The following is a 21,380-nucleotide window of genomic DNA, read 5'->3' as shown; positions in this document are numbered from 1 at the left end:
AGGAGTCGCTTTTTTAATTATAAATAGTTAGGTAATTACCATTCTGTTCAACTCTGTAAAACTTTAAAGAACACTGTAATTCTGTATTTTCAAGAGGCTCTCCAGTAACAAGACTATATTTGTTATTAGAGCAACCACCAGTAGCTTCTAACCCAGAAGGAACTAAAGTAGAGCAGTCACTAGGTATTTCGTTAGGGTCACTAGCGTCCCAAGCAAAGTAACCAACGCCTGTATTTGCAACTATAATACCTGCATTTCCTGCATTGGCAATATAAACCGAATTTCCTGGAAATGGTAATTGGCTATACTGTGGCAGGCTAAGGTTTATAGTTTCATAAACATTTATGTCTAATAAAAAATTACAATTTTCGTTTTCTTCAGAACTACCGCTACAGGCACTTAAAACAAACAAACAAATAAAGGAATAAAATAATTTCATTATAATTAATATAAGCGTTGCAATTTACAATAAAAGATAAACCCATATAAATATTTTGTATATTTGTATTTATAATCTCGTGGAAGCGGGATTTTTTTTGATGCTGACTATGTTCAGCATCTTTTTATTAAATAATAATGCCTCAAAAATATTTATAAGGGTTATGTTATTTAAATTTCGAAATAACATTCGATAACGTTTAAATATCATTAATTATTAAACGATGAAGTTATGAGTAAAGTATCTTATTACACAGCAGAGGGACTAAAAAAATTAAGAGACGAGTTAAATTATTTAAAAGACGTTGAGCGTCCTAAGGCGTCACAAGCTATTGCAGAGGCAAGAGATAAAGGTGATTTAAGTGAAAATGCCGAATATGATGCTGCCAAAGAAGCACAAGGTATGTTAGAAATGAAAATTTCTAAAATGGAAGAAACCTTAGCTAATGCAAGAATTATTGATGAATCTCAATTAGATACATCTAAAGTTTTAGCATTATCTACTGTTAAAATAAAAAATCAAACCAATGGTATGGAAATGACATATACTTTGGTAGCCGAAAGTGAAGCCGACTTAAAAAGTGGTAAAATATCGGTAAACTCGCCTATAGGTAAAGGTTTATTAGGAAAATCGGTTGGTGATGTAGCAGAAATTCAAGTGCCAAGTGGTATTATGAAATTTGATATTATTGAAATAACCAGATAACGTTTATGGCTTCTATTTTCACTAAAATAATTAATGGCGAAATACCCTGTTACAAAATTGCCGAAACAGAGGAGTTTTTTGCTTTTCTTGATATTAACCCAAATAGCAAAGGGCATACCTTATGCATTCCCAAAAAAGAGGTAGATAAAATTTTTGATTTAGATGAAACTACCTATAATGGATTAATGAGTTTTTCAAGAACGGTAGCTATGGCTATTGAAAAAGCAATACCATGTGAAAGAGTTGGAGTTTCTGTTATTGGTTTAGAAGTGCCTCATGCACATGTGCATTTAATACCTTTACACACTATGGATGATGCACGTTTTATAAAAAAAGAAAACCTATCTACAGAAGAGTTTAAGGCAATAGCCAATGCTATTAAAGCCCACCTATAAATTTGGGTATATTGCCAATGCCGAAATTATAATAATTAGCAAAACAAAAAATAAAATAGCAACCCAAGAAGCTTGTTTTAAATATTTAGAAGCTTTTTTGGGTTGTACTGTTTTTTGTTGGTATTCAAATACGCGTTCAATGTCATTAGTCCATTGTATTGGGTAAATGGTAGTATTACAAACGTTACACTCTAAAATATGATTAACCTGTGAGGTGATTGATTTGTAAAATTTGTTTTCTACTATTTTTTGCTGAAAGGTTAAACGTAACCCTTCTTTACTATAGCACTCCGGACAGTTGTTTTTTAAAACAACTTCTTTTAAATTAATAAATGATTCCTTCATAACTTTTTAAGCCGACTTTAAGTTAATTTGAATGGTTGTGCCTTTTCCTTTTTCAGAATTAAGCACTTTTATTTTACCATTATGAAAATCTTCAATAATTCGTTTTGTGAGAGATAAACCTAATCCCCAACCACGTTTTTTAGTTGTAAATCCAGGCTCAAAAATTTTATTAAAATGTTTTTTAGAGATTCCTTTTCCTGTATCGGTTACTTTAACTTTTACATTGTCTTCTAGTTGAGAAATTTCAACAGTTAATTTACCTCTGCCTTTCATGGCATCAATAGCATTTTTAACCAAGTTTTCAATTGTCCAGCTATACAACTGTTTATTCAATTCAACTGGAATGTAATCATCAGGTGTAATTAAATCAAACTCAATAAGGTTAGATGCTCTAGCTTTTAAATAATCGTAAGAGTTAATAGTTTCTTCAACAATATTAGCGGTTTCTAAAGTTGGAATAGAGCCAATTTTGCTAAATCGTTCTGTAATAATTTTTAGTCTATCAACATCTTTTTCAATTTCAGAAATATAACTAGGGTTAACATTTTCGCTTTTTAAAATCTCGGTCCATCCAATTAAAGAAGACAGTGGCGTACCTATTTGGTGGGCGGTTTCTTTAGCCATTCCAGACCACAATTTGTTTTGAGTAGCATTTTTATTACTACTATAAAAGAAGAAAATTACAGCACCAAATAATACAACAATGAGTATTAAGGCTAACGGATAATATTTAAGTTTATTAATTAGAGGGGAGTTACCGTAATAAATAGTATTATAAACTTCGCCATCAAACCTTACTTCAATAGGTTTGTTCTCTTTTTTAAATTTTGCAATAAGTTTTTTTAAATAAACAGAATCTTTAATTTTATTGGAATCTAAGTTGTTATGATCTATAGATCCGTCTTTGTTAACCATAATCATTGGGGTGGTTTTGTTGCTAGTAATAACCTGCAATGGTAAATCACCCATATCAGAATTTAGGTTGCCTGTTTTTATAAGATCGGTTTGTGCAGAAGCCCAAATTTCAATTTTGGTACGTTCTTCATGTTTAAAATGCTGAAAAAACTCATAAGTTTTCCACATAATAACAGATACTATAAAGAATGAAGCCACTACAATAATCCAGCGAAAGGTATTTTGGTGCTTAGTGAAAATCATTAAAATTTAATTTAACATGTAATATAATGCAAATCTGTTAATATTATTGTCCAAGTTGTTAGTAAATCGGTTTTTAGTTGCACAGTTTATTAGTTACATTTGTTAAAATTAAAAGTGGTTAATGGCTTCATTCAATCCTAAAGACTTATCAACAAAAAAGTTACATAGTTATTTACTGAGTGCTGTTGCGCCCAGACCCATTGCTTTTGCAAGTACTGTTGATGAAAAGGGAGTACCTAATTTGTCTCCTTTTAGTTTTTTTAATGTGTTTAGTGCAAATCCGCCAATTTTGGTATTTTCGCCGGCACGTAGAGTAAGAGATAATACCACAAAACACACATTATGCAATGTAGAAAAAACAAAAGAAGTTGTAATTAATATGGTGAATTTTGATTTGGTACATCAAGCATCATTAAGTAGTACAGAGTATCCAGAGGGAGTAAATGAATTTGAAAAATCTGGTTTAACCATGTTAAAATCAGATTTGGTAAAGCCCTTTAGAGTAGCAGAGTCGCCCATTCAATTTGAATGTAAAATTAATGAAATAGTTGCTTTAGGAAATGAAGGAGGAGCCGGTAATTTAGTGATTTGTGAAGTGCTTAAAATGCATATAGATGATGAGGTTTTAAATGAAGATGAAACAATAAATCAAAAAAAATTAGATTTAGTTGCACGTGCAGGAGGGAGTTTGTATAGTAGAGCAAATAAAAGTTTTTTTGAAATACCAAAACCACTAGCAACCTTAGGAATAGGCGTTGATAGTTTTCCAGAACACGTTAAAAACAGTATGATTTTAACGGGTAATAATTTAGGTATGTTGGGTAATGTAGAAGCTTTACCTTCTAAACAAGATGTAGAAACTTTTATAGAAGATTTAGGTGCTAGATACCCTAAAATTAAAGAAGCTTCGCATAGAGAAAAACATAAATTAGCACAAAAATATTTAAGCTACGGCGATGTACAAAGTGCTTGGAAAATATTATTAAGTTAAGAAAAAATAAATAAAAAAGTAATTTAACAAATGGAAGTTCAAGGAAGAATTAAAGTAATAGGAGAAACACAAACCTTTGGAAACAATGGTTTTAGAAAGCGTGAAGTTGTAGTTACCACAGAAGAGCAATACCCACAACATATAATGGTAGAATTTGTACAAGATAAAACAGATTTACTAAACAATTTTCAAGTAGGGCAACAAGTAAAAATTAACATTAATTTACGCGGAAGAGAATGGGTTAACCCACAAGGCGAAACTAAATACTTCAACTCTATTCAAGGATGGCGTATAGAGGCGTTACAGCAAGAACCTGCAGATGGTAATGTGCCTCCTGTACCACCAATGGATGCCTTTGAACCTGCTGGAGAATTAAATGAAGAAGACCAAGACGATTTACCGTTTTAATAAATTTGATGTTCCCTTATAAAAGTGGGAATACATTAAAAACCTCAACATTAATCTGTTGAGGTTTTTTATTTTTACACCATGTTTTTTCTTAATAAAGAGTTGTGGTTTCCAGATGTAAATAAAGCTACCCCAGAAGGTATTTTGGCTGTTGGTGGCGATTTATCGGTAGACCGATTACTACTAGCATACCAATCTGGAATTTTTCCGTGGTTTGAAACCGATGAACCTATTATATGGTGGAGCCCCAATCCGCGTTTTGTGCTATTTCCAGAAAAACTAAAAGTGTCTAAAAGCATGAAACAAGTCATGCGCAACAAAACATTTACAGTTACCGTAAACAAAGCATTTAATGAAGTTATAACAGCCTGTGCGCATATAAAACGTAACGGACAACAAGGTACTTGGATAACACAAAGTATGATAGAGGCCTACACAAAATTACATGAATTAGGGCATGCTACATCTGTTGAGGTATGGCAAGACAATACATTGGTTGGAGGTTTTTACGGCGTAGATTTAAACAATGGTGTTTTTTGCGGTGAGAGTATGTTTGCTAAAGTAAGTAACGCTAGTAAAGTGGCGTTTATTAGTTTTATTAATAACACCCATTATAAACTTATAGATTGCCAAGTATATACCAATCATTTAGCAAGTTTAGGAGCCGAAGAGATACCAAGAGATGCTTTTTTGAAGTTTTTAAAACCTTGATTTTGTAGAAAAATTCTGCTATTTTTGTTTAACAGTTGACATAAGATATTGAAATGATTTTGATGTCTAGTAGCTTAGATTTGATAAAAATAGGAGATAAATGGCAGATAACAATCAAATAGTACTTCAAACATTAATCGAACAAAATAGAAAAGAGCTCTATCCTGAGCTTAGTTCAGATGACTATTTTCATTTGTTTGTAACTGAACAAATAATGAAGGACTATGAACTTTCATATGATGAAATTGAAGAAGGAATTGTAGATAATGGAGGAGATGGTGGAATTGACTCAATCTATACTTTTGTTAATTTAGAATTGATCCAACGTGACTCTAACTTGATTGATGCTAAAAGAAATTCAACAATTGATGTTTTTATTCTCCAATCAAAGAATGTAAATAGCTTTGGTGAAACTCCAATTGAAAAATGCAATTCTTCTGCTATTGATATTTTTGATCTTAATAAACCAATTGATGATTTGAGGTCTGTTTATAACTCAGATTTACTAGCTAATGTGGATATTTTTAGAAAACAGTATTTACATTTAGCTTCCAAATTTCCAATTCTTCGATTCCATTACTTCTATGTTACAAAAGGAATTGAAGTTCACCCTAATGTAGAGAGAAAAGTTCAAATTTTAGTAAATTCTATAAAAAGTCATTTCGACAAAGCAGAAGTGAATTTTGAGTTTGTTACAGCTAAAAAATTGATAGACCTAACTAGAAAAGAGCAAATAAGGAGTAAAGATGTAGTTTTAAATGATAACCCAATATCTACACAAGATGGTGGATATATTGCAATTGTCCCTATTAAGAGTTATTATGATTTTATAACAGATGATAAAGAACAATTAATAAAGTATTTCTTTGATGCAAATATTAGAGACTATCAAGTTAATGTTGATGTAAATAAAGAAATTCGTAAAACATTAATAAACCAAAATGTAGGTGAAGATTTTTGGTGGTTAAACAATGGTGTTACAATAACTGCTGCCGATGCCACATTTGCGAGTAAAAAATTACATATAGAAGATCCTCAAATTGTAAATGGTTTGCAAACTTCTTTTGAAATACATAAGTATTTTACAGAAAACAGAGTCGAATCAGAAACTAGAAATGTGCTTTTAAGAGTTATTAAAGTTCAAGATGAAAAAAGTAGATTAAATGTTATAAAAGCAACTAACAGTCAAACAAATATTCCTCCTGCTTCACTTAGAGCTACAGACCCGATACACCGTGATATAGAAGATTATTTACATTCTAAAGGATATTATTACGATAGGCGTAAAAATTACCATAAAAACCAAGGGAAACCTGTAAATAAAATAATCAGTATTCCTTATTTGGCTCAGATAATAACAGGAATTTATAATCAGAAACCTGATTATGCAAGAGCACGACCTTCAACTTTGATTAAAAACAATTCTGATTATCAAAATATTTTCAAGGAAAGTCTTCCGTTAGATATGTATCATAAAGGAATATTGATTCAGAAGAAAGTTGAAGCAATTTTAAAAGAGTTTGATAGTCCAAAATTATCAAGACCTCAAATGGGTGACATTAAGTTTCATATTTCAATGTATGTCACTTGTTTGTTGACGGACAAATTGAAACCTACTGCGGAAGAAATTGGTAAAGTAGATACAGGCTCAATGACAGATGAAATGGTCAAAAATGCAATAGAAAACACATTTATTGTTTATGACACAATGGGTGGAACTAATTCTGTTGCAAAAGGGAATGAGTTTGTAAAAGAAGTATTGGAACAAATTCAGAGCGATTTAAAAGAAAAAACGAAAGCATAACAAAGGGAGTAATTTACTGCTTGTTCTTGTCTCGTTCCAAAAATCCTTATAGATTTTCTATTCTGTTTTATTTGCTTAAAATACACAACAAATTTTATAAAAACACATTAACCAAACCTAAAGCCTACAAACGGCACCAGTTAATAAAAACAAGTAGTGCTTACTGCTAACATTAAAACTTTCTAAACGGTATTCTAATCCGGTTTCTAATTTTAAATCTTGGCTTAATTGCCAGTTAATTTTAGCAGTAGTTCTTTTATCTAATAAGGGAGCTTTGTTTTTACTCACAATCCACAATCCCTCTAAAGATGCCATAAATTGAGTGTTAGCAGTTTCTAAACTATTGCCATTTAGCGGAAAAGATATAGTAAAACGGTAACGCTGTCTAAAATCTGTAAAGCTATCAAATATGCGTTGCTCTAACCTTAGCCTATGACCAAAGCCTACATTTTGTTGTTGTTTAGTATAATTAAATTGTTGTGAAAGCCTTAGTTCATCACTTCCGCTATTAAACCAATCTCTATTTCTGTAATAAATGCCAAAACCTAGTTTTTTAGATAGGTTTAGGTTAAAAGTAGAATAATGAAAAACATCTAGCTGTTGTTGCCTATATCTAAAACTATTTTGGTGTAAAAAATATCTGCTTCTAAGTGTAAAATTTGTTGTGTAATTTTTTGATACTTTATGGTTTAAAGCTACCGAAGTTTCGCCTAAAGCATCAAAATTATCATCTTGAGCCAACGTGCAATTACAACAAATAAGAAAATAAAAAATAAAGAGCCTTAAACTATACTTCATCATACCTAAAACAACTTATAACATGATCGTTTACCATTCCAGTTGCCTGCATGTGTGCATAAACCACTGTGGTGCCCACAAACTTAAAACCATGCTTTTTTAAATCTTTACTAATGGTATCACTTAAAGGGGTATTTGCAGGAACTTCACTTAAAGTTTTAAAGTTGTTTTTTATAGGTTTACCATCAATAAAGCCCCAAATGTAGTTGCTAAAACTACCAAATTCTTCTTGTATTTTAATAAAGGCTTGGGCATTGGTAACCGTTGCATTAACTTTTAGTTTATTCCTAATTATACCAGTGTCTTGTAATAATTGGTTTATTTTATCTTGTTTGTATTGGGCTATTTTTTTATAATTAAAATCATCAAACGCCTTTCTAAAATTTTCACGTTTACGTAAAACGGTTATCCAACTTAATCCCGCTTGAAAGGTTTCAAGTATTAAAAATTCAAATAGCTTAGCGTCATCATAAACAGGAACACCCCATTCTTCATCATGGTATTTTTTATATAGCGTATCACCTTCACACCAAGAACATCGTTGCTTAATAGTCATGAATGTAAGTTTTATTGGTTTGGTATGACAAATGTCATCTTATAAAGGGTGGCAAGATACTAATTTTGTACGGTCATCAAAACCATTTGTTATGAATAACATTATAAAATCTAGTTTAGAAAATAGTATGTCTTATGAGGCATATCGTAGTTTAATGCTTAAATTAGTTGAACAGGAAAGCACTACCGGAGTTGATAAAAGTGCTGACAAAATAGACTTTACTAAATTGAATAACAGGCGCATGAAGCGTTGGGATAAGACTTTGAAAATAGACGGGAAAGCTAAAAAACGTCTTTTAGATTTTAATGCTAATGTAACGTGGTTAGTTATTACAGAAAGTTGGTGCGGAGATGCCGCTCACGTATTACCCGTTTTGAATAAAGTTGCAGAATTGAATCCTAAAATTACCATGCATATAGTTTTAAGAGATGATAATCTTGAATTAATGGATATGTTTCTAACCGATGGAAACAGAGCTGTACCAAAGTTAATTATGATTGATAACGAAACGGGTAATGTTTTAGGTACTTACGGGCCAAGACCAAGTGAAGCGGCTTATTATGTAAAAAGATTTAAAGCTGAAAATGGTAAGCTTACGCCAGAGTTTAAAGAAGATTTACAGCATTGGTACAATAAAGATAAAGGAAACACCATAGTAGAAGATATTGCTGAAATGTTGAGCAGATTTCAACCTAGTTTTTCCCAATAAAATTAAATGTAATAGATCCTATTTGGGTTGGCTTTGAAGCATCTGCACTAAATATAGATTCTTTAGCGTAGTCTAAAGCGTGTTCAATTAAGCACTCATTATCAGAATTTGATGAAGTGTTTACATAAGCATCAATAACGTGTCCTGAAGCGTTAACGGTTATGTTTACTACAATTTTTCCGTTAACTTCACAAAGATACACAGGAATAGGTATGTGAACTTTGGTTCTTCCTTTTAAAGAGAATCCAATAGTGCTATTGGCATTATTGGCTTCTTCTTGTTGCTTTTTTAGCACATCATTAGCTTTGTCAAATTGAGAGAGTGCTTCCTCATTTAACTCGTCTAGGTGGTTATTTTTATATTTCTCTTTATAATTGTTTAACGCTTGGTCACTGTCTATATCGCTAGTTTTAGGAACATAATCTTCAGGAGGCGCAATAGTTTTATAGGCTTGGGCGAAATGATTTGCTTTTTTTGTTTCATTAAAAGCACTATTGGTTTCGGCTTTAGAGCTGTTTAGTTTTTCTAAAGCTTCAATAATTTTAATTTCTTCCTCGGTAAGTTCCTTTTCAGGCTCTAATTCAAAATAACTTTCAGCAATACGTTCTTGTTGTTGTTTTAGGCTAAAACTAAACACAGAAAGTACTACCGTTGCTGCTACAAGAAAGGTTAATAGTAGGGCTTTATGTTGATTTGAGAGATGCAATTTTTAATAATTGTTTACCCAATATACGTAAAATTAAATATTTTAGTTCTTTAAATTGCTAATGAAAGTTTCAATAGAGGTGGCATTTTCAACATTAAAGTCACCAATTCTAGTGCGTTTTAATGCAGAAAGGTGTGCGCCAGAGTTTAGTGCTTTTCCAAAATCATTAGCTAAAGAGCGTATGTATGTGCCTTTACTACAAACTACTCTAAAATCAACATTTATTGCGTTCTTGTTTGGTGCAACCGAAGAATCAATTTTGGTGATTTCAAATTCTGAAATAGCTACTTTTCTTGGTTTAATTTCTACATCTTCTCCAGCTCTAGCAAACTCGTAAAGGCGTTTTCCGTCTTTTTTTATGGCCGAAAATACTGGCGGAAATTGTTCAATATTGCCAATAAATTGTTTTGTAGTTTCGTGTATTAAAGTTTCGGTAATATGTTTGGTAGGAAAATATTCGTTTATTTCAGTTTCTAAATCAAAAGAAGGCGTTGTGCTTCCTAGAACAAAAGTGCCCGTGTATTCCTTTATTTGAGCTTGATAAGTGTTAATTTCTTTTGTTTTTTTTCCAGTACAAATAATTAACAATCCTGTTGCCAAAGGATCGAGTGTGCCTGCATGCCCAACTTTTATTTTTTTAATATTAAAGGCTTGCCTAATTTCCCATCGTAGTTTGTTAACCACTTGAAAAGAAGTCCAATTAAGAGGCTTGTTTATTAATAATATTTGTCCAGAAAGAAAATCTTCAGCAGTCATATTTTAATTTAAAAAAGAAACTGTAATAGCAATAAGCCCCACAATAACGCAATAAATAGCAAAGTATGATAATTTACTTTTTTTAACCAAAGCAATCATCCAAGTGCAAGCAAAAAGTCCAGCTACAAAAGCTGCCACAAAACCAATTGAAAGCGCAGTAAAGTTTTGACTTTCCATAGAAATATCGCCACTTAAAACATCTTTAGCAATTTTTCCAAAAATTAAAGGTACTACCATTAAAAACGAAAAACGTGCTGCTTTGGTTTTATCATTACCAAGTAAAACAGAGGTTGAAATAGTGGCGCCAGAGCGCGAAATACCTGGCAACATAGCAATGGCTTGCGAAACACCAATTACAAATGCGTTACTAAAAGTTACTTTTTTGTTAGTGTCTTTGGCTTTATCTGCCAAAAATAAAAGGGCTGCTGTTACAATTAACATAGCGCCAACAAGTAAAATGTTGCCACCAAAAAGAGCTTCTAATTGTTCTTCAAAAAATAATCCAACAGTAACTGCTGGAATCATAGAAATCACAATTTTAGATAAAAACTGCATGTCTTCATTCCACTGGAACTTTAAAATGCCTTTAATAATATCAAAAATGTCTTTTCTAAAAATAACTATGGTACTTAAAGCGGTTGCAAAGTGAAGTACTACGGTAAAAAGCAAACTTTCTTCGGGCACAGAATGGTCGCCCAAAATAGCTTTACCCAATTCTAAATGTCCGCTAGATGATACAGGTAAGAACTCTGTAAGCCCTTGAATAATACCTAAAATAATTGCGTCTATTGTATCCATGAGGGCAAAAGTATTAAAATAGAAACACAAATTAAGGTTTAATTCGTTAATCATATATTAATTGGTATTTTAGAGTTATGAAAGTAGTAATTGCCCCCGATAAGTTTAAAAACGTTTTAACAGGAATAGCATTCTGTAATGCGGTCGAGGAAGGTATAAAATTGGTTATTTCTGAAGTTGAAATTATAAAATTACCATTGGCCGATGGTGGTGATGGTACTATTGATGTTGTAAACTATTACTTAAAAGGAAGCAAAGTAAAGTTAGTAGTTAATAATCCATTTTTTGAAGCTGTTGAAGCCTCTTTTTTATATGCCGAAAACACTAAAACAGCTTTTATTGAAATGGCCGAAGCCTCTGGTGTTAAATTGCTAAAACCAGAACAATTTAATTGTAAAAAGGCTACAACATTTGGTACAGGTGAGTTAATTAAAGATGCTTTAAATAAAGGAGCAAAACACATTATTTTAGGTATAGGCGGAAGTGCCACTAACGATTGTGGTATTGGTATGGCAACAGCATTAGGGTATCAATTTTTTAACTATGAAAATCAAGAAGTTAAACCTATTGGAGCTAATCTTTCAGAAGTAAAAAAAATAGATGTTTTAAATGCGCACCCAAAGTTACCAAGTACTAAGTTTAGTATAGCCTGCGATGTTACAAACCCGTTATACGGTAAAAACGGAGCTGCCTATGTATATGCAGCACAAAAAGGAGCTACTAAAAGTGATATTAAAATGCTTGATAAAGGTTTACAAGATTTTTCAAAGCTTTTAGAAACTACTTTTAAAGTTGATGTGCAAAATGTAAAAGGTGCCGGCGCAGCTGGAGGTATGGGTATTGCTTCAAAATTATTTTTAAATGGCAAATTAATTCCGGGTATTGAGCTTATTAAAGATTTAGCAAATTTTGATGCTAAAATATCTAAAGCCGATTGGATTATTACTGGTGAAGGTAAATTAGATACACAAACCATGTCTGGTAAAACCATTCAAGGTGTATTAACTTCCGCGAAAGCGAAACAAATAAAAGTAGCAGCGTTTTGTGGCGCTGTAGAGTTATCAAAAGAAGAAACTACCAAAATGGGAATTAATTACGTTAGTTCTGTAATTGAAAGTGCCAACAATTTAGATGATGCCATGAAAAACAGCTATAACTATGTAAAGCAAATGGCTAAAGATTTTGCAGAAAGTATTAAATGATGTTATTACAGAGCGGTGTAATTAAAGCGATAAAAAATTATTTCTTATCCGGGTTTAGAAGGATGGCATAAATTTGAATACCAAATCCGGCCAATACCAATGCAGGGGCTAAACGTATGCGTCTCCAGTTAAAAATTTCAGGATTAAAAACATTAGGATCATCACTACCACCACCAGACATTAAAATAAAACCAATGGCAATAAACGCTAACCCAATAAACATGAATTTGTAGTTTTTTTTACCAAATATAAAAACTGGTTTAGATTCTTCTTTTCGTTTTTTTTCTCCCATCTTTCTTTTAGAATAATTGCAAATTAAAGGAATTATTTAATACTTAAGTGTTAATGCTATTTTAAATTAGAGCTAGTAATAAAGTTCATCGGTTCTTAAATTCAAGAAACGTTGGGTAGCAAAGTGGGTACTTATCCATGTAATTATAATACCTAGACCAAAAACAAAAACAAAAAGTAAAACAACAAGAATAGGGTTTGCTAATAATTCTAATTCTGGAAAAGTTTGGTTTAAATAATAAAAAACAACAGCCATTCCTATTAAGGCTAATGTGGCACCAATAATACCTAAGCGTATGCTTTTCCAAATAAATGGTCTGCGTATAAATTGTTTGGTAGCCCCAACCATTTGCATGGTTTTTATGGTAAAACGTTTAGAGTAAACAGATAAACGTAATGAGCTATTAATAAGCAATACAGCTATTACAGTAAAAAGGGCACTAATTACCAACACCCAAAAACTAATTTTTTTTACGTTGTCGTTCATTAAGTTTACCAAGTCATTATCATAACTCACTTCATCAACAAACTTTTTGTTTAAAGCTTCGGCAGATACGGTTTCTAAATGTTCAGAGGTTACATAATCTGCTTTTAGGTAAACGTCAATAGAGTTTTGTAACGGATTGTAACCCACAAAATCCATAAAATCTTCACCAGTTTCAGCTTTCATAAATTCGGCAGCTTGTTCTTTGCTTACATATTCGGTAGATTTTACGTAATCACTCATTGCCAAACTTTTTTCAAGCTGCTTAATTTCTATGTCTTTAGCATTTTCCTTTAAGTAAATAGTAACAACTACCTGTTCTTTAAAATGGTCAGACACTTTTTTTGCATTAATGAGTATAATACCCAATAATCCCAGTAAAAAAAGCACCAAGGAAATACTTAAAACTACAGAAAAATAAGAAGAGATAAGTCGGCGTTTTTGCTGTTTTTCAAAGTATGAGCTCATATAATGTTGGATTAATGCAGTAAAAATATAAAAGAAATCTTGATTCCTTAACTATTACAACGTTTAACTTTCAATAGTCTTATAATAAGTTTAAATTTGTGCCCTTGAAGCCGTCATTACGAGGAGAGAAACTACGAAGTAATCTTTTTATTTAACAGATTGTTTCACTTTGTTCGCAATGGCGTTAATATTTTAAGAAGCATCATGAATTACAATTTCAACGAAATAGAAGCCAAATGGCAAAAATATTGGGCAGAAAACCAAACCTTTAAAGCCGAAAACAATAGCAACAAACCCAAGTATTATGTGTTAGATATGTTCCCTTATCCAAGTGGCGCAGGACTTCATGTTGGGCATCCGCTAGGGTATATTGCGTCTGATATTTATGCACGATACAAACGTCACAAAGGTTTTAATGTATTACATCCGCAAGGGTATGATTCTTTTGGCCTACCTGCAGAACAATATGCCATTCAAACAGGGCAACATCCTGCCATTACTACTGCCGAAAATATTAAAACCTATCGTCGTCAGTTAGATCAAATTGGCTTTTCGTTCGATTGGTCTCGAGAAGTAAGAACATCAGATCCAAAGTATTATAAATGGACACAATGGATTTTTATTCAACTGTTTAATTCATGGTATAACTACAAAACAAATAAAGCCGAAGACATTTCAGCATTAATTAAAATATTTGAAGCTGAAGGAAATGCCAATGTAAACGCTGCTTGCGATGATGATGTAGAAAGTTTTACAGCAGCAGATTGGAATAGCTTTTCTTCTGAAAAACAACAAGAAATTTTATTGCAATACCGCTTAACGTATTTAGCCGAAACCGAAGTGAATTGGTGCCCTGCTTTAGGAACTGTATTGGCAAATGATGAAATTGTTAATGGTGTATCAGAACGTGGTGGCCACCCCGTAATAAGAAAAAAAATGACCCAATGGAGTATGCGTATTTCTGCTTACGCAGAACGTTTGCTTCAAGGTTTAGATACCGTAGATTGGACCGATTCTTTAAAGGAAAGTCAGCGTAACTGGATTGGTAAATCGGTTGGTGCCTCGGTAACTTTTAACGTCATTGCGAGTGAAACGAAGCAATCTCATACCATAGAAGTATTCACTACCCGTCCCGATACCATTTTCGGTGTTAGTTTTATGACACTTGCGCCAGAACACGAGTTAGTTTCTAAAATAACTACACCAGAACAAAAAGCCGAGGTTGAAGCCTATGTTGAAGCCACTGCAAAACGTAGCGAGCGCGATAGAATGGCAGATGTTAAAACCATTACAGGAGCTTTTACAGGAGCGTACGCAGAACATCCGTTTACTAAAGAACCTATTCCAATTTGGATTGGAGATTATGTATTGGCAGGCTACGGTACGGGAGCGGTAATGTCTGTGCCTTGTGGTGATCAACGAGATTATGATTTTGCAAAGCATTTCAATATTCCTATTCCAAATATTTTTAAAGGCGTAGATGTTTCAGAACAAGCCTTTGCCGATAAAGACAATACCATTATTGCAAATAGCGATTTTATAAACGGCATGAACTATAAAAAAGCTAGCAAACGAGTTATTTACGAGTTGGAGCAAATGGGTAAAGGCCAAGGAAAAACAAATTACCGCTTGCGCGATGCGGTGTTTAGCCGCCAACGTTATTGGGGAGAACCATTTCCTGTATATTATGTAAATGGTTTGCCACAAATGATAGATGCCAAATATTTACCTATTGAATTACCCGAAGTTGAAAAATATTTACCAACCGAAACCGGTGAACCACCATTAGGAAACGCCACCAAATGGGCTTGGGATACCGAGAAAAACGAAGTGGTAGAAAACGAAAAGATTGATAACAAAACCGTTTTTCCATTAGAATTAAATACCATGCCAGGGTGGGCAGGAAGCTCGCAGTATTTTAACCGCTACATGGATCCACAAAATGATGAAGCTATCTTCTCTAAAGAAGCTATTAATTATTGGCAACAAGTAGATTTATACATTGGCGGTTCTGAGCATGCCACTGGGCACTTACTGTATTCGCGTTTTTGGCAAAAATTCATGTTCGATAAAGGCTATGTAAACCATGATGAGTTTGCTAAAAAACTGATTAATCAAGGCATGATTTTAGGGACTAGTGCGTTTGTTTATAGGGTTGATGTAAAGGCTGCTTTTGGTGTGAATAATGGGGCTAGTGCAGAACATATTTTAAAATACATAGCAAATCGTCCAATTTTAGTATCCAAATCTGAAGTTGATTTATTGAAAAATTCAGAGGAATATGAAAGTAAATATAATTCAATAAGAGATTTATTATTAAAGGAAATTAATTCTAAATTTTTGGATAATCAATCAGATATTGAATTAGCAAGTTTTAGAGTTAATTTCAGAAGGTGTGTTCCTTTACATGTTGATGTTAATTTGGTTAATTCATCAGACGAATTAAATTTAGAGTCTTATTGTGCTCATGATTTTAATAAAGAAATTAATCCAATTTTTATATTGGAGGATGGTTTTGTTGTAGATTCTACAGAAGACGTGTTAGATGAATCATGTAAATATGTTGTTGGCCGCGACGTAGAAAAAATGTCCAAATCAAAATACAACGTGGTTAACCCAGACCAAATTTGTGTAGATTATGGCGCCGATAGTTTACGTCTTTACGAAATGTTTTTAGGCCCGTTAGAGCAATACAAACCTTGGAATACGGCTGGTATTACCGGTGTTCACGGTTTCTTAAAAAAACTTTGGAAACTGTATTTTAATGACAACGGACTAAAAGTTACCAATGCAAAACCAACCAAAGACAACCTTAAAACGCTACATAAAACCATTAAAAAAGTAGAAGAAGATATAGAGAATTTCTCTTTTAACACCTCTGTTTCTACCTTTATGATTGCGGTAAATGAGCTAACGCAGCAAAAATGTACTTCAAAAGACATTTTAGAACCCTTATTAGTGTTAATTTCGCCATATGCACCTCATATTGCAGAAGAACTTTGGGAAGCTTTAGGTAATGCGCCATCTATTGCCACAGCGCCATTTCCTAAGTTTGATGAAAGCCATTTAATAGAAAGCAGCAAAGTATATCCTATTTCGTTTAATGGTAAAATGCGTTTTACTATGGAGTTACCTTTAGATATGAGTAAAGAAGACATAGAAAAAGCGGTAATGGCACATGAAAAAACACAAGAACAATTAGCGGGCAGAACGCCTAAAAAAGTAATTGTGGTACCTGGTAAAATTGTGAATATTGTAGGTTAAAAAACATCGTTCTAAGGAGAGCATCGTAAGGATTTCAATCATAATAGGTATTCCACATTGTAAAGATTGTTCCTACCTAGAGGTTTCAGAATAACACCGATATCTTAGAGGGATTATGCAAGTATTCAATATAGATTACATAGAAATAATAGGTTTAACAGCCGCTGTTTTAACTACATCGGCTTTTTTACCTCAAGTTTATAAAACTTGGAAAACTAAAGATGTGTCGGCATTATCACTTCCTATGTTGCTTATCTTTTTTATTGGTATTGTATTTTGGTTAGTATATGGTATTTTAGAAAAAAGTCTTTCCATGATTTTGGCTAATACCATTACTATTATGTCTTCATTTTTACTGCTTTATTTCAAAATAAAGTATGGTAAGCGTCAATAATCTTCTTTTAAACTAAGGGTTTTTACACGTATTTACGTCTTATTTGCAGAAAACGTAACAAAATCCTATTAAATTGATGTATTTTATTTAATTCATAACTATATGTTAAATTTGTTATTGAATTTTTAAAAAATAAGTTTTTTTAGAATTAATTTTCAATCTATTATTTTAAATTTGTTACCGTTTTTAATCAATAACTTAAAATTTATTACCGCTTATGAAAATTGGTGTTCCTATTGAAATCAAAAACAACGAAAATAGAGTTGGCATGACGCCATCTGGTGTTTTTGAACTTACTAAAAGAAATCATTCTGTTTACATTCAAAAAAATGCAGGATATAATAGTGGATTTTTAGACGAAGATTATATAAATGCAGGCGCTACAATATTAGATACTATTGAAGAAATCTACAATGTAGCCGAAATGATTGTAAAGGTTAAAGAACCTATTGAAAAAGAGTATAGTTTAATTAAGGAAGACCAAGTGGTATTTACTTATTTTCATTTTGCATCTAGTGAAACACTTACTAGAGCTATGATTGATAGTAAAGCAATTTGTATAGCTTATGAAACTGTTGAAGATGAAGATGGTTCTCTACCATTATTAATACCAATGTCTGAGGTTGCAGGAAGAATGTCTATTCAACAAGGTGCTAAATATTTAGAAAAACCTATTAAAGGACGTGGTATTTTATTAGGAGGAATACCTGGAGTACCACCTGCAAAAGTATTAATTTTAGGAGCCGGAGTAGTGGGGGTTCAAGCGGCACGTATGGCTTCTGGTTTAGGTGCCAATGTGTTTATTCTAGATATAAATATGAAGGCATTGCGTCATGTTAGTGAAACTATGCCAAACAACGTTATTAGTGAATTTTCTAGTGAATATAATATTAGAAAACACATTAAAGATTCTGATTTAATTATTGGAGGTGTGTTAATAAAAGGCGCCAAAGCACCAAAATTGATTACTAGAGATATGCTTAAAGACATGCGTCCAGGAACTGTTATGGTAGATGTGGCAGTAGATCAAGGTGGATGTTTTGAAACTACAAAACCAACTACCCACCAAGACCCTACTTATATTATTGATGAGGTTGTACATTACTCTGTAGCTAATATGCCTGGGGCAGTACCTTATACTTCAACTATGGGATTAACAAATGTTACTTTACCATATGTAATTAAGTTAGCAGATATGGGCTGGAAAAAAGCTACCAAGAAAAATAAATCGCTTGCAAAAGGACTTAATATTGTAAACGGAAAAATAGTTTATAAAGAAATAGCAGAAGCATTTGATTTAGAATGCGAAATGGCTTAAACTTAGTTTTAAGAATAATAGTAAATAGATCCTGTTAGACTATATGTTTATCAGGGTCTTTTTTTGTATCTGACAAAATTACATTTTAAAAAATTGGTGTAATTATTGCTATATTTACCATAAACTAAAAAAAGAAATTATGATTGGATATTATATATTAATAGGAGCAATTGCCTTAGTAAGTTGGGCAGTAAGTAACACTTTAAAACGAAAGTTTGAAAAGTATTCTAAAACGCAATTACGTAACGGTATGAGTGGTGCAGAAATAGCACAAAAAATGCTAGCAGACCATGGTATTTATGATGTTGAAGTTATTTCAACACCAGGAAGATTAACAGATCATTACAATCCAAAAAATAAAACCGTTAATTTAAGTGAAGCGGTTTACCATGAACGAAATGCAGCGGCAGCGGCAGTAGCAGCACATGAATGCGGGCATGCGGTACAACATGCAAAAGCTTACAGTTGGTTACAAATGCGTTCAACATTAGTGCCTGTAGTTAGTGTAACTTCTGGCATGTCTCAATGGTTAATAATTGGTGGTCTTATTCTTGGTGGGGCTGCTGGTTTAGGTTTAGGCTGGTGGGTTGCTGTTGCTGGTTTAGTTATGATGGGGGCTGCCACTTTATTTAGCTTTATAACATTACCTGTAGAGTACGATGCTAGTAACCGTGCATTAGCTTGGTTAAAAAATAAAAATATGGTAACTCCAGAAGAATATAAAGGTTCTAAAGATGCCCTTAAATGGGCAGCAAGAACGTATTTAGTAGCCGCCATAGGTGCGTTAGCAAACTTATTATATTGGGCACTACAAGTTTTTGGTAGAGACTAATGTTTTTAAATTATAACTTATAAAAAGCTCTGATTTTTCAGGGCTTTTTTGTTTCTTTAATGAATTTTTTAATGAAATGAATCACCCTATAGAATATTATAAAAAACATTTAGAAGTCTATCAAACCAAAGCAAAAGCGTGTTATAAAAAAATGACTACTTTAAGTCTTTTACGTTTGCTAGTATTTCTACTAACAGGTGTTGGCGTTTACTTAATGTTTAATATTTGGCAATTAGCAATTTCAATAGCAATTATTGGAATAGTAGCGTTTGTAAAACTATTGTCTAAACATACCGATGTTAAACAAGAAAAAGCCTTTAATGAAGCTTTAATTAATATTAATAAAGACGAATTAAAAGTAGCATCAGGAGATTTTTACGAAAGAGATAGCGGACTTCAATTTCAAGACCTAGCTCATTTTTACAGTTTAGATATTGATTTGTTTGGTCGTGGTTCATTCTTTCAATATATAAATAGAACCAATATAAGTGAAGGCACCCAAACCCTAGCGGCTCTATTAAAAGCTAATAATATTAAGAGTATCCCTTTAAGGCAAGACGCTATAAAAGAACTTAGTTCTAAACCAAAATGGCGTCAATATTATTCGGCAACTTCAAGTTTGGTTCATGTAGAAACACCTGCTAAAGACATTGTTAACTGGTTAAAAAATTATAAACTTTTTCTGCCTTCTATAATGCGTTGGTTTCCAATAGCTTTTACAGTGTCAACTCTTGTTTTATTGGGTTTAACGTTGCTGAGTTTAATAGATGTTGCCTTTATTGGTTATTGGTTATTTGTTGGTTTAATAATAACTGGGTTATATGTAAAAAAAATAAACTCACTTTCAATACACGTAGATAAAGTTAAAGATACTTTTAGGCAATACGCACAATTATTAAAGTTAATAGAAGAAGAAAATTTTGCTTCAGAATTACTGCAACAAAAACAAAAACAAATAAAGTCTGAAAACAAAGATGCTTCCGTTATTTTTAAAGAACTTTCCAGAGCTTTGGATGCCTTGGATAACAGAAATAATATAATAGGTGCAATTTTTGGTAATGGCTATTTTTTAACTGATATAAAGAATGCTTATCGTATAGAAAAATGGATTAAGCAATACGCTAATAAAGTAGAAGATTGGTTTAAAGTAGTATCTTTTTTTGATGCCTATAACTCTTTAGGAAATTATGCCTACAATCATCCGCAGTTTATTTATCCAGAAATCTTAAATAATGATGTTGTTATAAAAGCTGAAAAATTAGGGCATCCGCTTTTAGATAAAACAAAACGAGTTGATAGTGATTTAATCATTGATGATAAACAATTTTTTATTGTTACAGGTGCAAATATGGCTGGTAAAAGCACGTTTTTGCGTACAGTATCTTTACATATTGTTATGGCAAATATAGGGTTGCCAGTATGTGCTAAGTCAAGTAAATACTCGCCTGTAAAACTAATAACCAGTATGCGAACATCAGACTCGTTAACAGATGAAAGTTCTTATTTCTTTTCAGAATTAACACGTCTTAAATTTATAGTTGACACCATTTCTAAGGAACCCTATTTTATTGTTTTAGATGAAATATTGAAAGGAACCAATAGTACCGATAAAGCTATTGGCTCTAAAAAATTTGTTGAAAAGTTAGTGGCATTAAACGCTACAGGAATTATTGCTACACATGATTTGAGTTTGTGTGAAATTGAAAACGAATTAGAAGCTGTAAAAAACTGCTATTTTGATGCCGAAATTATTAATGATGAACTTCACTTTGATTATAAATTAAAACAAGGTGTTTGCCAAAATATGAATGCTTCATTTCTGTTAAAAAAAATGAATATTGTGTAAAA

Annotated in this window: 23 protein-coding genes; 13 read left to right on the top strand and 10 right to left on the bottom strand. The window is 32.3% G+C overall.

Going from position 1 to position 21,380, the window contains the following annotated elements:
* Positions 1 to 13 precede the first annotated feature (13 nt).
* On the bottom strand, positions 14 to 439 hold the full coding sequence (locus tag J1D01_RS06800; RefSeq protein ID WP_372936618.1) for a hypothetical protein: 426 nt from the start codon (positions 437 to 439) through the stop codon (positions 14 to 16).
* Positions 440 to 670: 231 nt separating this feature from the next.
* On the opposite strand from J1D01_RS06800, the gene greA reads away from it, so the two are divergent.
* Together greA and J1D01_RS06790 are read left to right on the top strand one after the other, a co-directional pair.
* Positions 671 to 1,144, top strand: a complete 474-nt coding sequence (greA, locus tag J1D01_RS06795) for a transcription elongation factor GreA (protein ID WP_421150285.1) — start codon at positions 671 to 673, stop codon at positions 1,142 to 1,144.
* Positions 1,145 to 1,149: 5 nt separating this feature from the next.
* Positions 1,150 to 1,539, top strand: a complete 390-nt coding sequence (locus J1D01_RS06790; protein ID WP_421150284.1) for an HIT family protein — start codon at positions 1,150 to 1,152, stop codon at positions 1,537 to 1,539.
* Here J1D01_RS06790 and J1D01_RS06785 read toward each other — a convergent pair.
* Positions 1,534 to 1,884 carry a hypothetical protein gene (locus J1D01_RS06785; protein ID WP_421150283.1) on the bottom strand — a complete coding sequence of 117 codons (351 nt, stop codon included), beginning with the start codon at positions 1,882 to 1,884 and terminating at the stop codon, positions 1,534 to 1,536. The genes J1D01_RS06790 and J1D01_RS06785 overlap by 6 nt on opposite strands.
* 6 nt (positions 1,885 to 1,890) lie before the next feature.
* Positions 1,891 to 3,042, bottom strand: a complete 1,152-nt coding sequence (locus J1D01_RS06780; protein ID WP_421150282.1) for a sensor histidine kinase — start codon at positions 3,040 to 3,042, stop codon at positions 1,891 to 1,893.
* A 121-nt stretch (positions 3,043 to 3,163) separates the two neighbouring features.
* On the opposite strand from J1D01_RS06780, the gene J1D01_RS06775 reads away from it, so the two are divergent.
* The 4 genes from J1D01_RS06775 (at position 3,164) to J1D01_RS06760 (ending at position 6,956) form a co-directional block, all read left to right on the top strand.
* A complete protein-coding gene (locus tag J1D01_RS06775; RefSeq protein ID WP_421150281.1) occupies positions 3,164 to 4,033 on the top strand; it encodes a flavin reductase family protein in 870 nt (289 codons plus the stop codon).
* 30 nt (positions 4,034 to 4,063) lie between these two features.
* Complete coding sequence (locus J1D01_RS06770; protein ID WP_372938202.1) at positions 4,064 to 4,441, top strand: DUF3127 domain-containing protein; 378 nt, start codon at positions 4,064 to 4,066, stop codon at positions 4,439 to 4,441.
* A gap of 81 nt (positions 4,442 to 4,522) precedes the next feature.
* Positions 4,523 to 5,152 carry a leucyl/phenylalanyl-tRNA--protein transferase gene (aat, locus tag J1D01_RS06765; RefSeq protein ID WP_421150280.1) on the top strand — a complete coding sequence of 210 codons (630 nt, stop codon included), beginning with the start codon at positions 4,523 to 4,525 and terminating at the stop codon, positions 5,150 to 5,152.
* Between the two features lie 100 nt (positions 5,153 to 5,252).
* On the top strand, positions 5,253 to 6,956 hold the full coding sequence (locus tag J1D01_RS06760; RefSeq protein ID WP_421150279.1) for an AIPR family protein: 1,704 nt from the start codon (positions 5,253 to 5,255) through the stop codon (positions 6,954 to 6,956).
* Positions 6,957 to 7,073: 117 nt separating this feature from the next.
* Here J1D01_RS06760 and J1D01_RS06755 read toward each other — a convergent pair whose 3' ends face one another.
* Both J1D01_RS06755 and J1D01_RS06750 read right to left on the bottom strand, forming a co-directional pair.
* Positions 7,074 to 7,757, bottom strand: coding sequence for a DUF2490 domain-containing protein (locus tag J1D01_RS06755; RefSeq protein ID WP_372937535.1), 684 nt, complete (start codon positions 7,755 to 7,757; stop codon positions 7,074 to 7,076).
* Positions 7,744 to 8,310: a DNA-3-methyladenine glycosylase I gene (locus J1D01_RS06750; protein WP_372937534.1), complete on the bottom strand. Its 567-nt coding sequence runs from the start codon at positions 8,308 to 8,310 to the stop codon at positions 7,744 to 7,746. Before J1D01_RS06750 ends, J1D01_RS06755 begins: the two co-directional genes overlap by 14 nt.
* Positions 8,311 to 8,401: 91 nt before the next feature.
* Here J1D01_RS06750 and J1D01_RS06745 point away from each other — a divergent pair, with 91 nt between their 5' ends.
* Complete coding sequence (locus tag J1D01_RS06745; protein WP_421150278.1) at positions 8,402 to 9,019, top strand: thioredoxin family protein; 618 nt, start codon at positions 8,402 to 8,404, stop codon at positions 9,017 to 9,019.
* Here the strand turns inward: J1D01_RS06745 and J1D01_RS06740 are convergent.
* The 3 genes from J1D01_RS06740 to J1D01_RS06730 are packed head-to-tail and all read right to left on the bottom strand — an operon-like array spanning position 9,003 to position 11,279.
* Positions 9,003 to 9,725, bottom strand: a complete 723-nt coding sequence (locus J1D01_RS06740) for a hypothetical protein (RefSeq protein WP_421150277.1) — start codon at positions 9,723 to 9,725, stop codon at positions 9,003 to 9,005. The genes J1D01_RS06745 and J1D01_RS06740 overlap by 17 nt on opposite strands.
* Before the next feature lie 42 nt (positions 9,726 to 9,767).
* On the bottom strand, positions 9,768 to 10,481 hold the full coding sequence (truB, locus tag J1D01_RS06735; RefSeq protein ID WP_421150276.1) for a tRNA pseudouridine(55) synthase TruB: 714 nt from the start codon (positions 10,479 to 10,481) through the stop codon (positions 9,768 to 9,770).
* 3 nt (positions 10,482 to 10,484) lie between these two features.
* Positions 10,485 to 11,279 (bottom strand): undecaprenyl-diphosphate phosphatase, encoded by a 795-nt coding sequence (locus J1D01_RS06730; RefSeq protein WP_421150275.1) that lies wholly within the window; start codon positions 11,277 to 11,279, stop codon positions 10,485 to 10,487.
* A 77-nt stretch (positions 11,280 to 11,356) separates the two neighbouring features.
* On the opposite strand from J1D01_RS06730, the gene J1D01_RS06725 reads away from it, so the two are divergent.
* Positions 11,357 to 12,481 (top strand): glycerate kinase, encoded by a 1,125-nt coding sequence (locus J1D01_RS06725; protein ID WP_421150274.1) that lies wholly within the window; start codon positions 11,357 to 11,359, stop codon positions 12,479 to 12,481.
* 37 nt (positions 12,482 to 12,518) lie between these two features.
* On the opposite strand, the gene J1D01_RS06720 is transcribed toward J1D01_RS06725, so the two are convergent.
* Together J1D01_RS06720 and J1D01_RS06715 are read right to left on the bottom strand one after the other, a co-directional pair.
* Positions 12,519 to 12,773, bottom strand: a complete 255-nt coding sequence (locus J1D01_RS06720; RefSeq protein ID WP_372937528.1) for a DUF3098 domain-containing protein — start codon at positions 12,771 to 12,773, stop codon at positions 12,519 to 12,521.
* A gap of 72 nt (positions 12,774 to 12,845) precedes the next feature.
* A complete protein-coding gene (locus tag J1D01_RS06715; protein ID WP_372937527.1) occupies positions 12,846 to 13,724 on the bottom strand; it encodes a cell division protein FtsX in 879 nt (292 codons plus the stop codon).
* Positions 13,725 to 13,928: 204 nt separating this feature from the next.
* On the opposite strand from J1D01_RS06715, the gene J1D01_RS06710 reads away from it, so the two are divergent.
* The 5 genes from J1D01_RS06710 to J1D01_RS06690 all read left to right on the top strand — a co-directional run bounded on the left by J1D01_RS06710 (position 13,929) and on the right by J1D01_RS06690 (position 21,378).
* Positions 13,929 to 16,988, top strand: a complete 3,060-nt coding sequence (locus tag J1D01_RS06710) for a leucine--tRNA ligase (RefSeq protein ID WP_421150273.1) — start codon at positions 13,929 to 13,931, stop codon at positions 16,986 to 16,988.
* A gap of 115 nt (positions 16,989 to 17,103) precedes the next feature.
* The gene (locus J1D01_RS06705; protein ID WP_421150272.1) at positions 17,104 to 17,382 is read left to right on the top strand and encodes a SemiSWEET family sugar transporter; all 279 of its coding nucleotides are present in this window, start codon (positions 17,104 to 17,106) and stop codon (positions 17,380 to 17,382) included.
* Positions 17,383 to 17,599: 217 nt separating this feature from the next.
* The gene (gene ald, locus J1D01_RS06700) at positions 17,600 to 18,700 is read left to right on the top strand and encodes an alanine dehydrogenase (RefSeq protein WP_372938352.1); all 1,101 of its coding nucleotides are present in this window, start codon (positions 17,600 to 17,602) and stop codon (positions 18,698 to 18,700) included.
* A 139-nt stretch (positions 18,701 to 18,839) separates the two neighbouring features.
* Positions 18,840 to 19,532 carry a zinc metallopeptidase gene (locus tag J1D01_RS06695; protein ID WP_372938350.1) on the top strand — a complete coding sequence of 231 codons (693 nt, stop codon included), beginning with the start codon at positions 18,840 to 18,842 and terminating at the stop codon, positions 19,530 to 19,532.
* Positions 19,533 to 19,608: 76 nt separating this feature from the next.
* Complete coding sequence (locus J1D01_RS06690; RefSeq protein WP_421150271.1) at positions 19,609 to 21,378, top strand: MutS-related protein; 1,770 nt, start codon at positions 19,609 to 19,611, stop codon at positions 21,376 to 21,378.
* The last annotated feature ends 2 nt before the right edge of the window (positions 21,379 to 21,380 follow it).

This window comes from Seonamhaeicola sp. NFXS20, from assembly GCF_049132085.1.
Taxonomy (GTDB): domain Bacteria; phylum Bacteroidota; class Bacteroidia; order Flavobacteriales; family Flavobacteriaceae; genus Seonamhaeicola.
The sequence above is the reverse complement of the archived record's forward strand: the minus strand, read 5'-3'. Positions and strand labels throughout refer to the sequence as shown.

Bases quoted from the DNA above. Each gene is read 5' to 3' on its own strand.
- J1D01_RS06800 (WP_372936618.1), bottom strand. From the start codon at position 439: ATGAAATTATTTTATTCCTTTATTTGTTTGTTTGTTTTAAGTGCCTGT.
- greA (WP_421150285.1), top strand. From the start codon at position 671: ATGAGTAAAGTATCTTATTACACAGCAGAGGGACTAAAAAAATTAAGA.
- J1D01_RS06790 (WP_421150284.1), top strand. From the start codon at position 1,150: ATGGCTTCTATTTTCACTAAAATAATTAATGGCGAAATACCCTGTTAC.
- J1D01_RS06785 (WP_421150283.1), bottom strand. From the start codon at position 1,884: ATGAAGGAATCATTTATTAATTTAAAAGAAGTTGTTTTAAAAAACAAC.
- J1D01_RS06780 (WP_421150282.1), bottom strand. From the start codon at position 3,042: ATGATTTTCACTAAGCACCAAAATACCTTTCGCTGGATTATTGTAGTG.
- J1D01_RS06775 (WP_421150281.1), top strand. From the start codon at position 3,164: ATGGCTTCATTCAATCCTAAAGACTTATCAACAAAAAAGTTACATAGT.
- J1D01_RS06770 (WP_372938202.1), top strand. From the start codon at position 4,064: ATGGAAGTTCAAGGAAGAATTAAAGTAATAGGAGAAACACAAACCTTT.
- aat (WP_421150280.1), top strand. From the start codon at position 4,523: ATGTTTTTTCTTAATAAAGAGTTGTGGTTTCCAGATGTAAATAAAGCT.
- J1D01_RS06760 (WP_421150279.1), top strand. From the start codon at position 5,253: ATGGCAGATAACAATCAAATAGTACTTCAAACATTAATCGAACAAAAT.
- J1D01_RS06755 (WP_372937535.1), bottom strand. From the start codon at position 7,757: ATGATGAAGTATAGTTTAAGGCTCTTTATTTTTTATTTTCTTATTTGT.
- J1D01_RS06750 (WP_372937534.1), bottom strand. From the start codon at position 8,310: ATGACTATTAAGCAACGATGTTCTTGGTGTGAAGGTGATACGCTATAT.
- J1D01_RS06745 (WP_421150278.1), top strand. From the start codon at position 8,402: ATGAATAACATTATAAAATCTAGTTTAGAAAATAGTATGTCTTATGAG.
- truB (WP_421150276.1), bottom strand. From the start codon at position 10,481: ATGACTGCTGAAGATTTTCTTTCTGGACAAATATTATTAATAAACAAG.
- J1D01_RS06730 (WP_421150275.1), bottom strand. From the start codon at position 11,279: ATGGATACAATAGACGCAATTATTTTAGGTATTATTCAAGGGCTTACA.
- J1D01_RS06725 (WP_421150274.1), top strand. From the start codon at position 11,357: ATGAAAGTAGTAATTGCCCCCGATAAGTTTAAAAACGTTTTAACAGGA.
- J1D01_RS06720 (WP_372937528.1), bottom strand. From the start codon at position 12,773: ATGGGAGAAAAAAAACGAAAAGAAGAATCTAAACCAGTTTTTATATTT.
- J1D01_RS06715 (WP_372937527.1), bottom strand. From the start codon at position 13,724: ATGAGCTCATACTTTGAAAAACAGCAAAAACGCCGACTTATCTCTTCT.
- J1D01_RS06710 (WP_421150273.1), top strand. From the start codon at position 13,929: ATGAATTACAATTTCAACGAAATAGAAGCCAAATGGCAAAAATATTGG.
- J1D01_RS06705 (WP_421150272.1), top strand. From the start codon at position 17,104: ATGCAAGTATTCAATATAGATTACATAGAAATAATAGGTTTAACAGCC.
- ald (WP_372938352.1), top strand. From the start codon at position 17,600: ATGAAAATTGGTGTTCCTATTGAAATCAAAAACAACGAAAATAGAGTT.
- J1D01_RS06695 (WP_372938350.1), top strand. From the start codon at position 18,840: ATGATTGGATATTATATATTAATAGGAGCAATTGCCTTAGTAAGTTGG.
- J1D01_RS06690 (WP_421150271.1), top strand. From the start codon at position 19,609: ATGAATCACCCTATAGAATATTATAAAAAACATTTAGAAGTCTATCAA.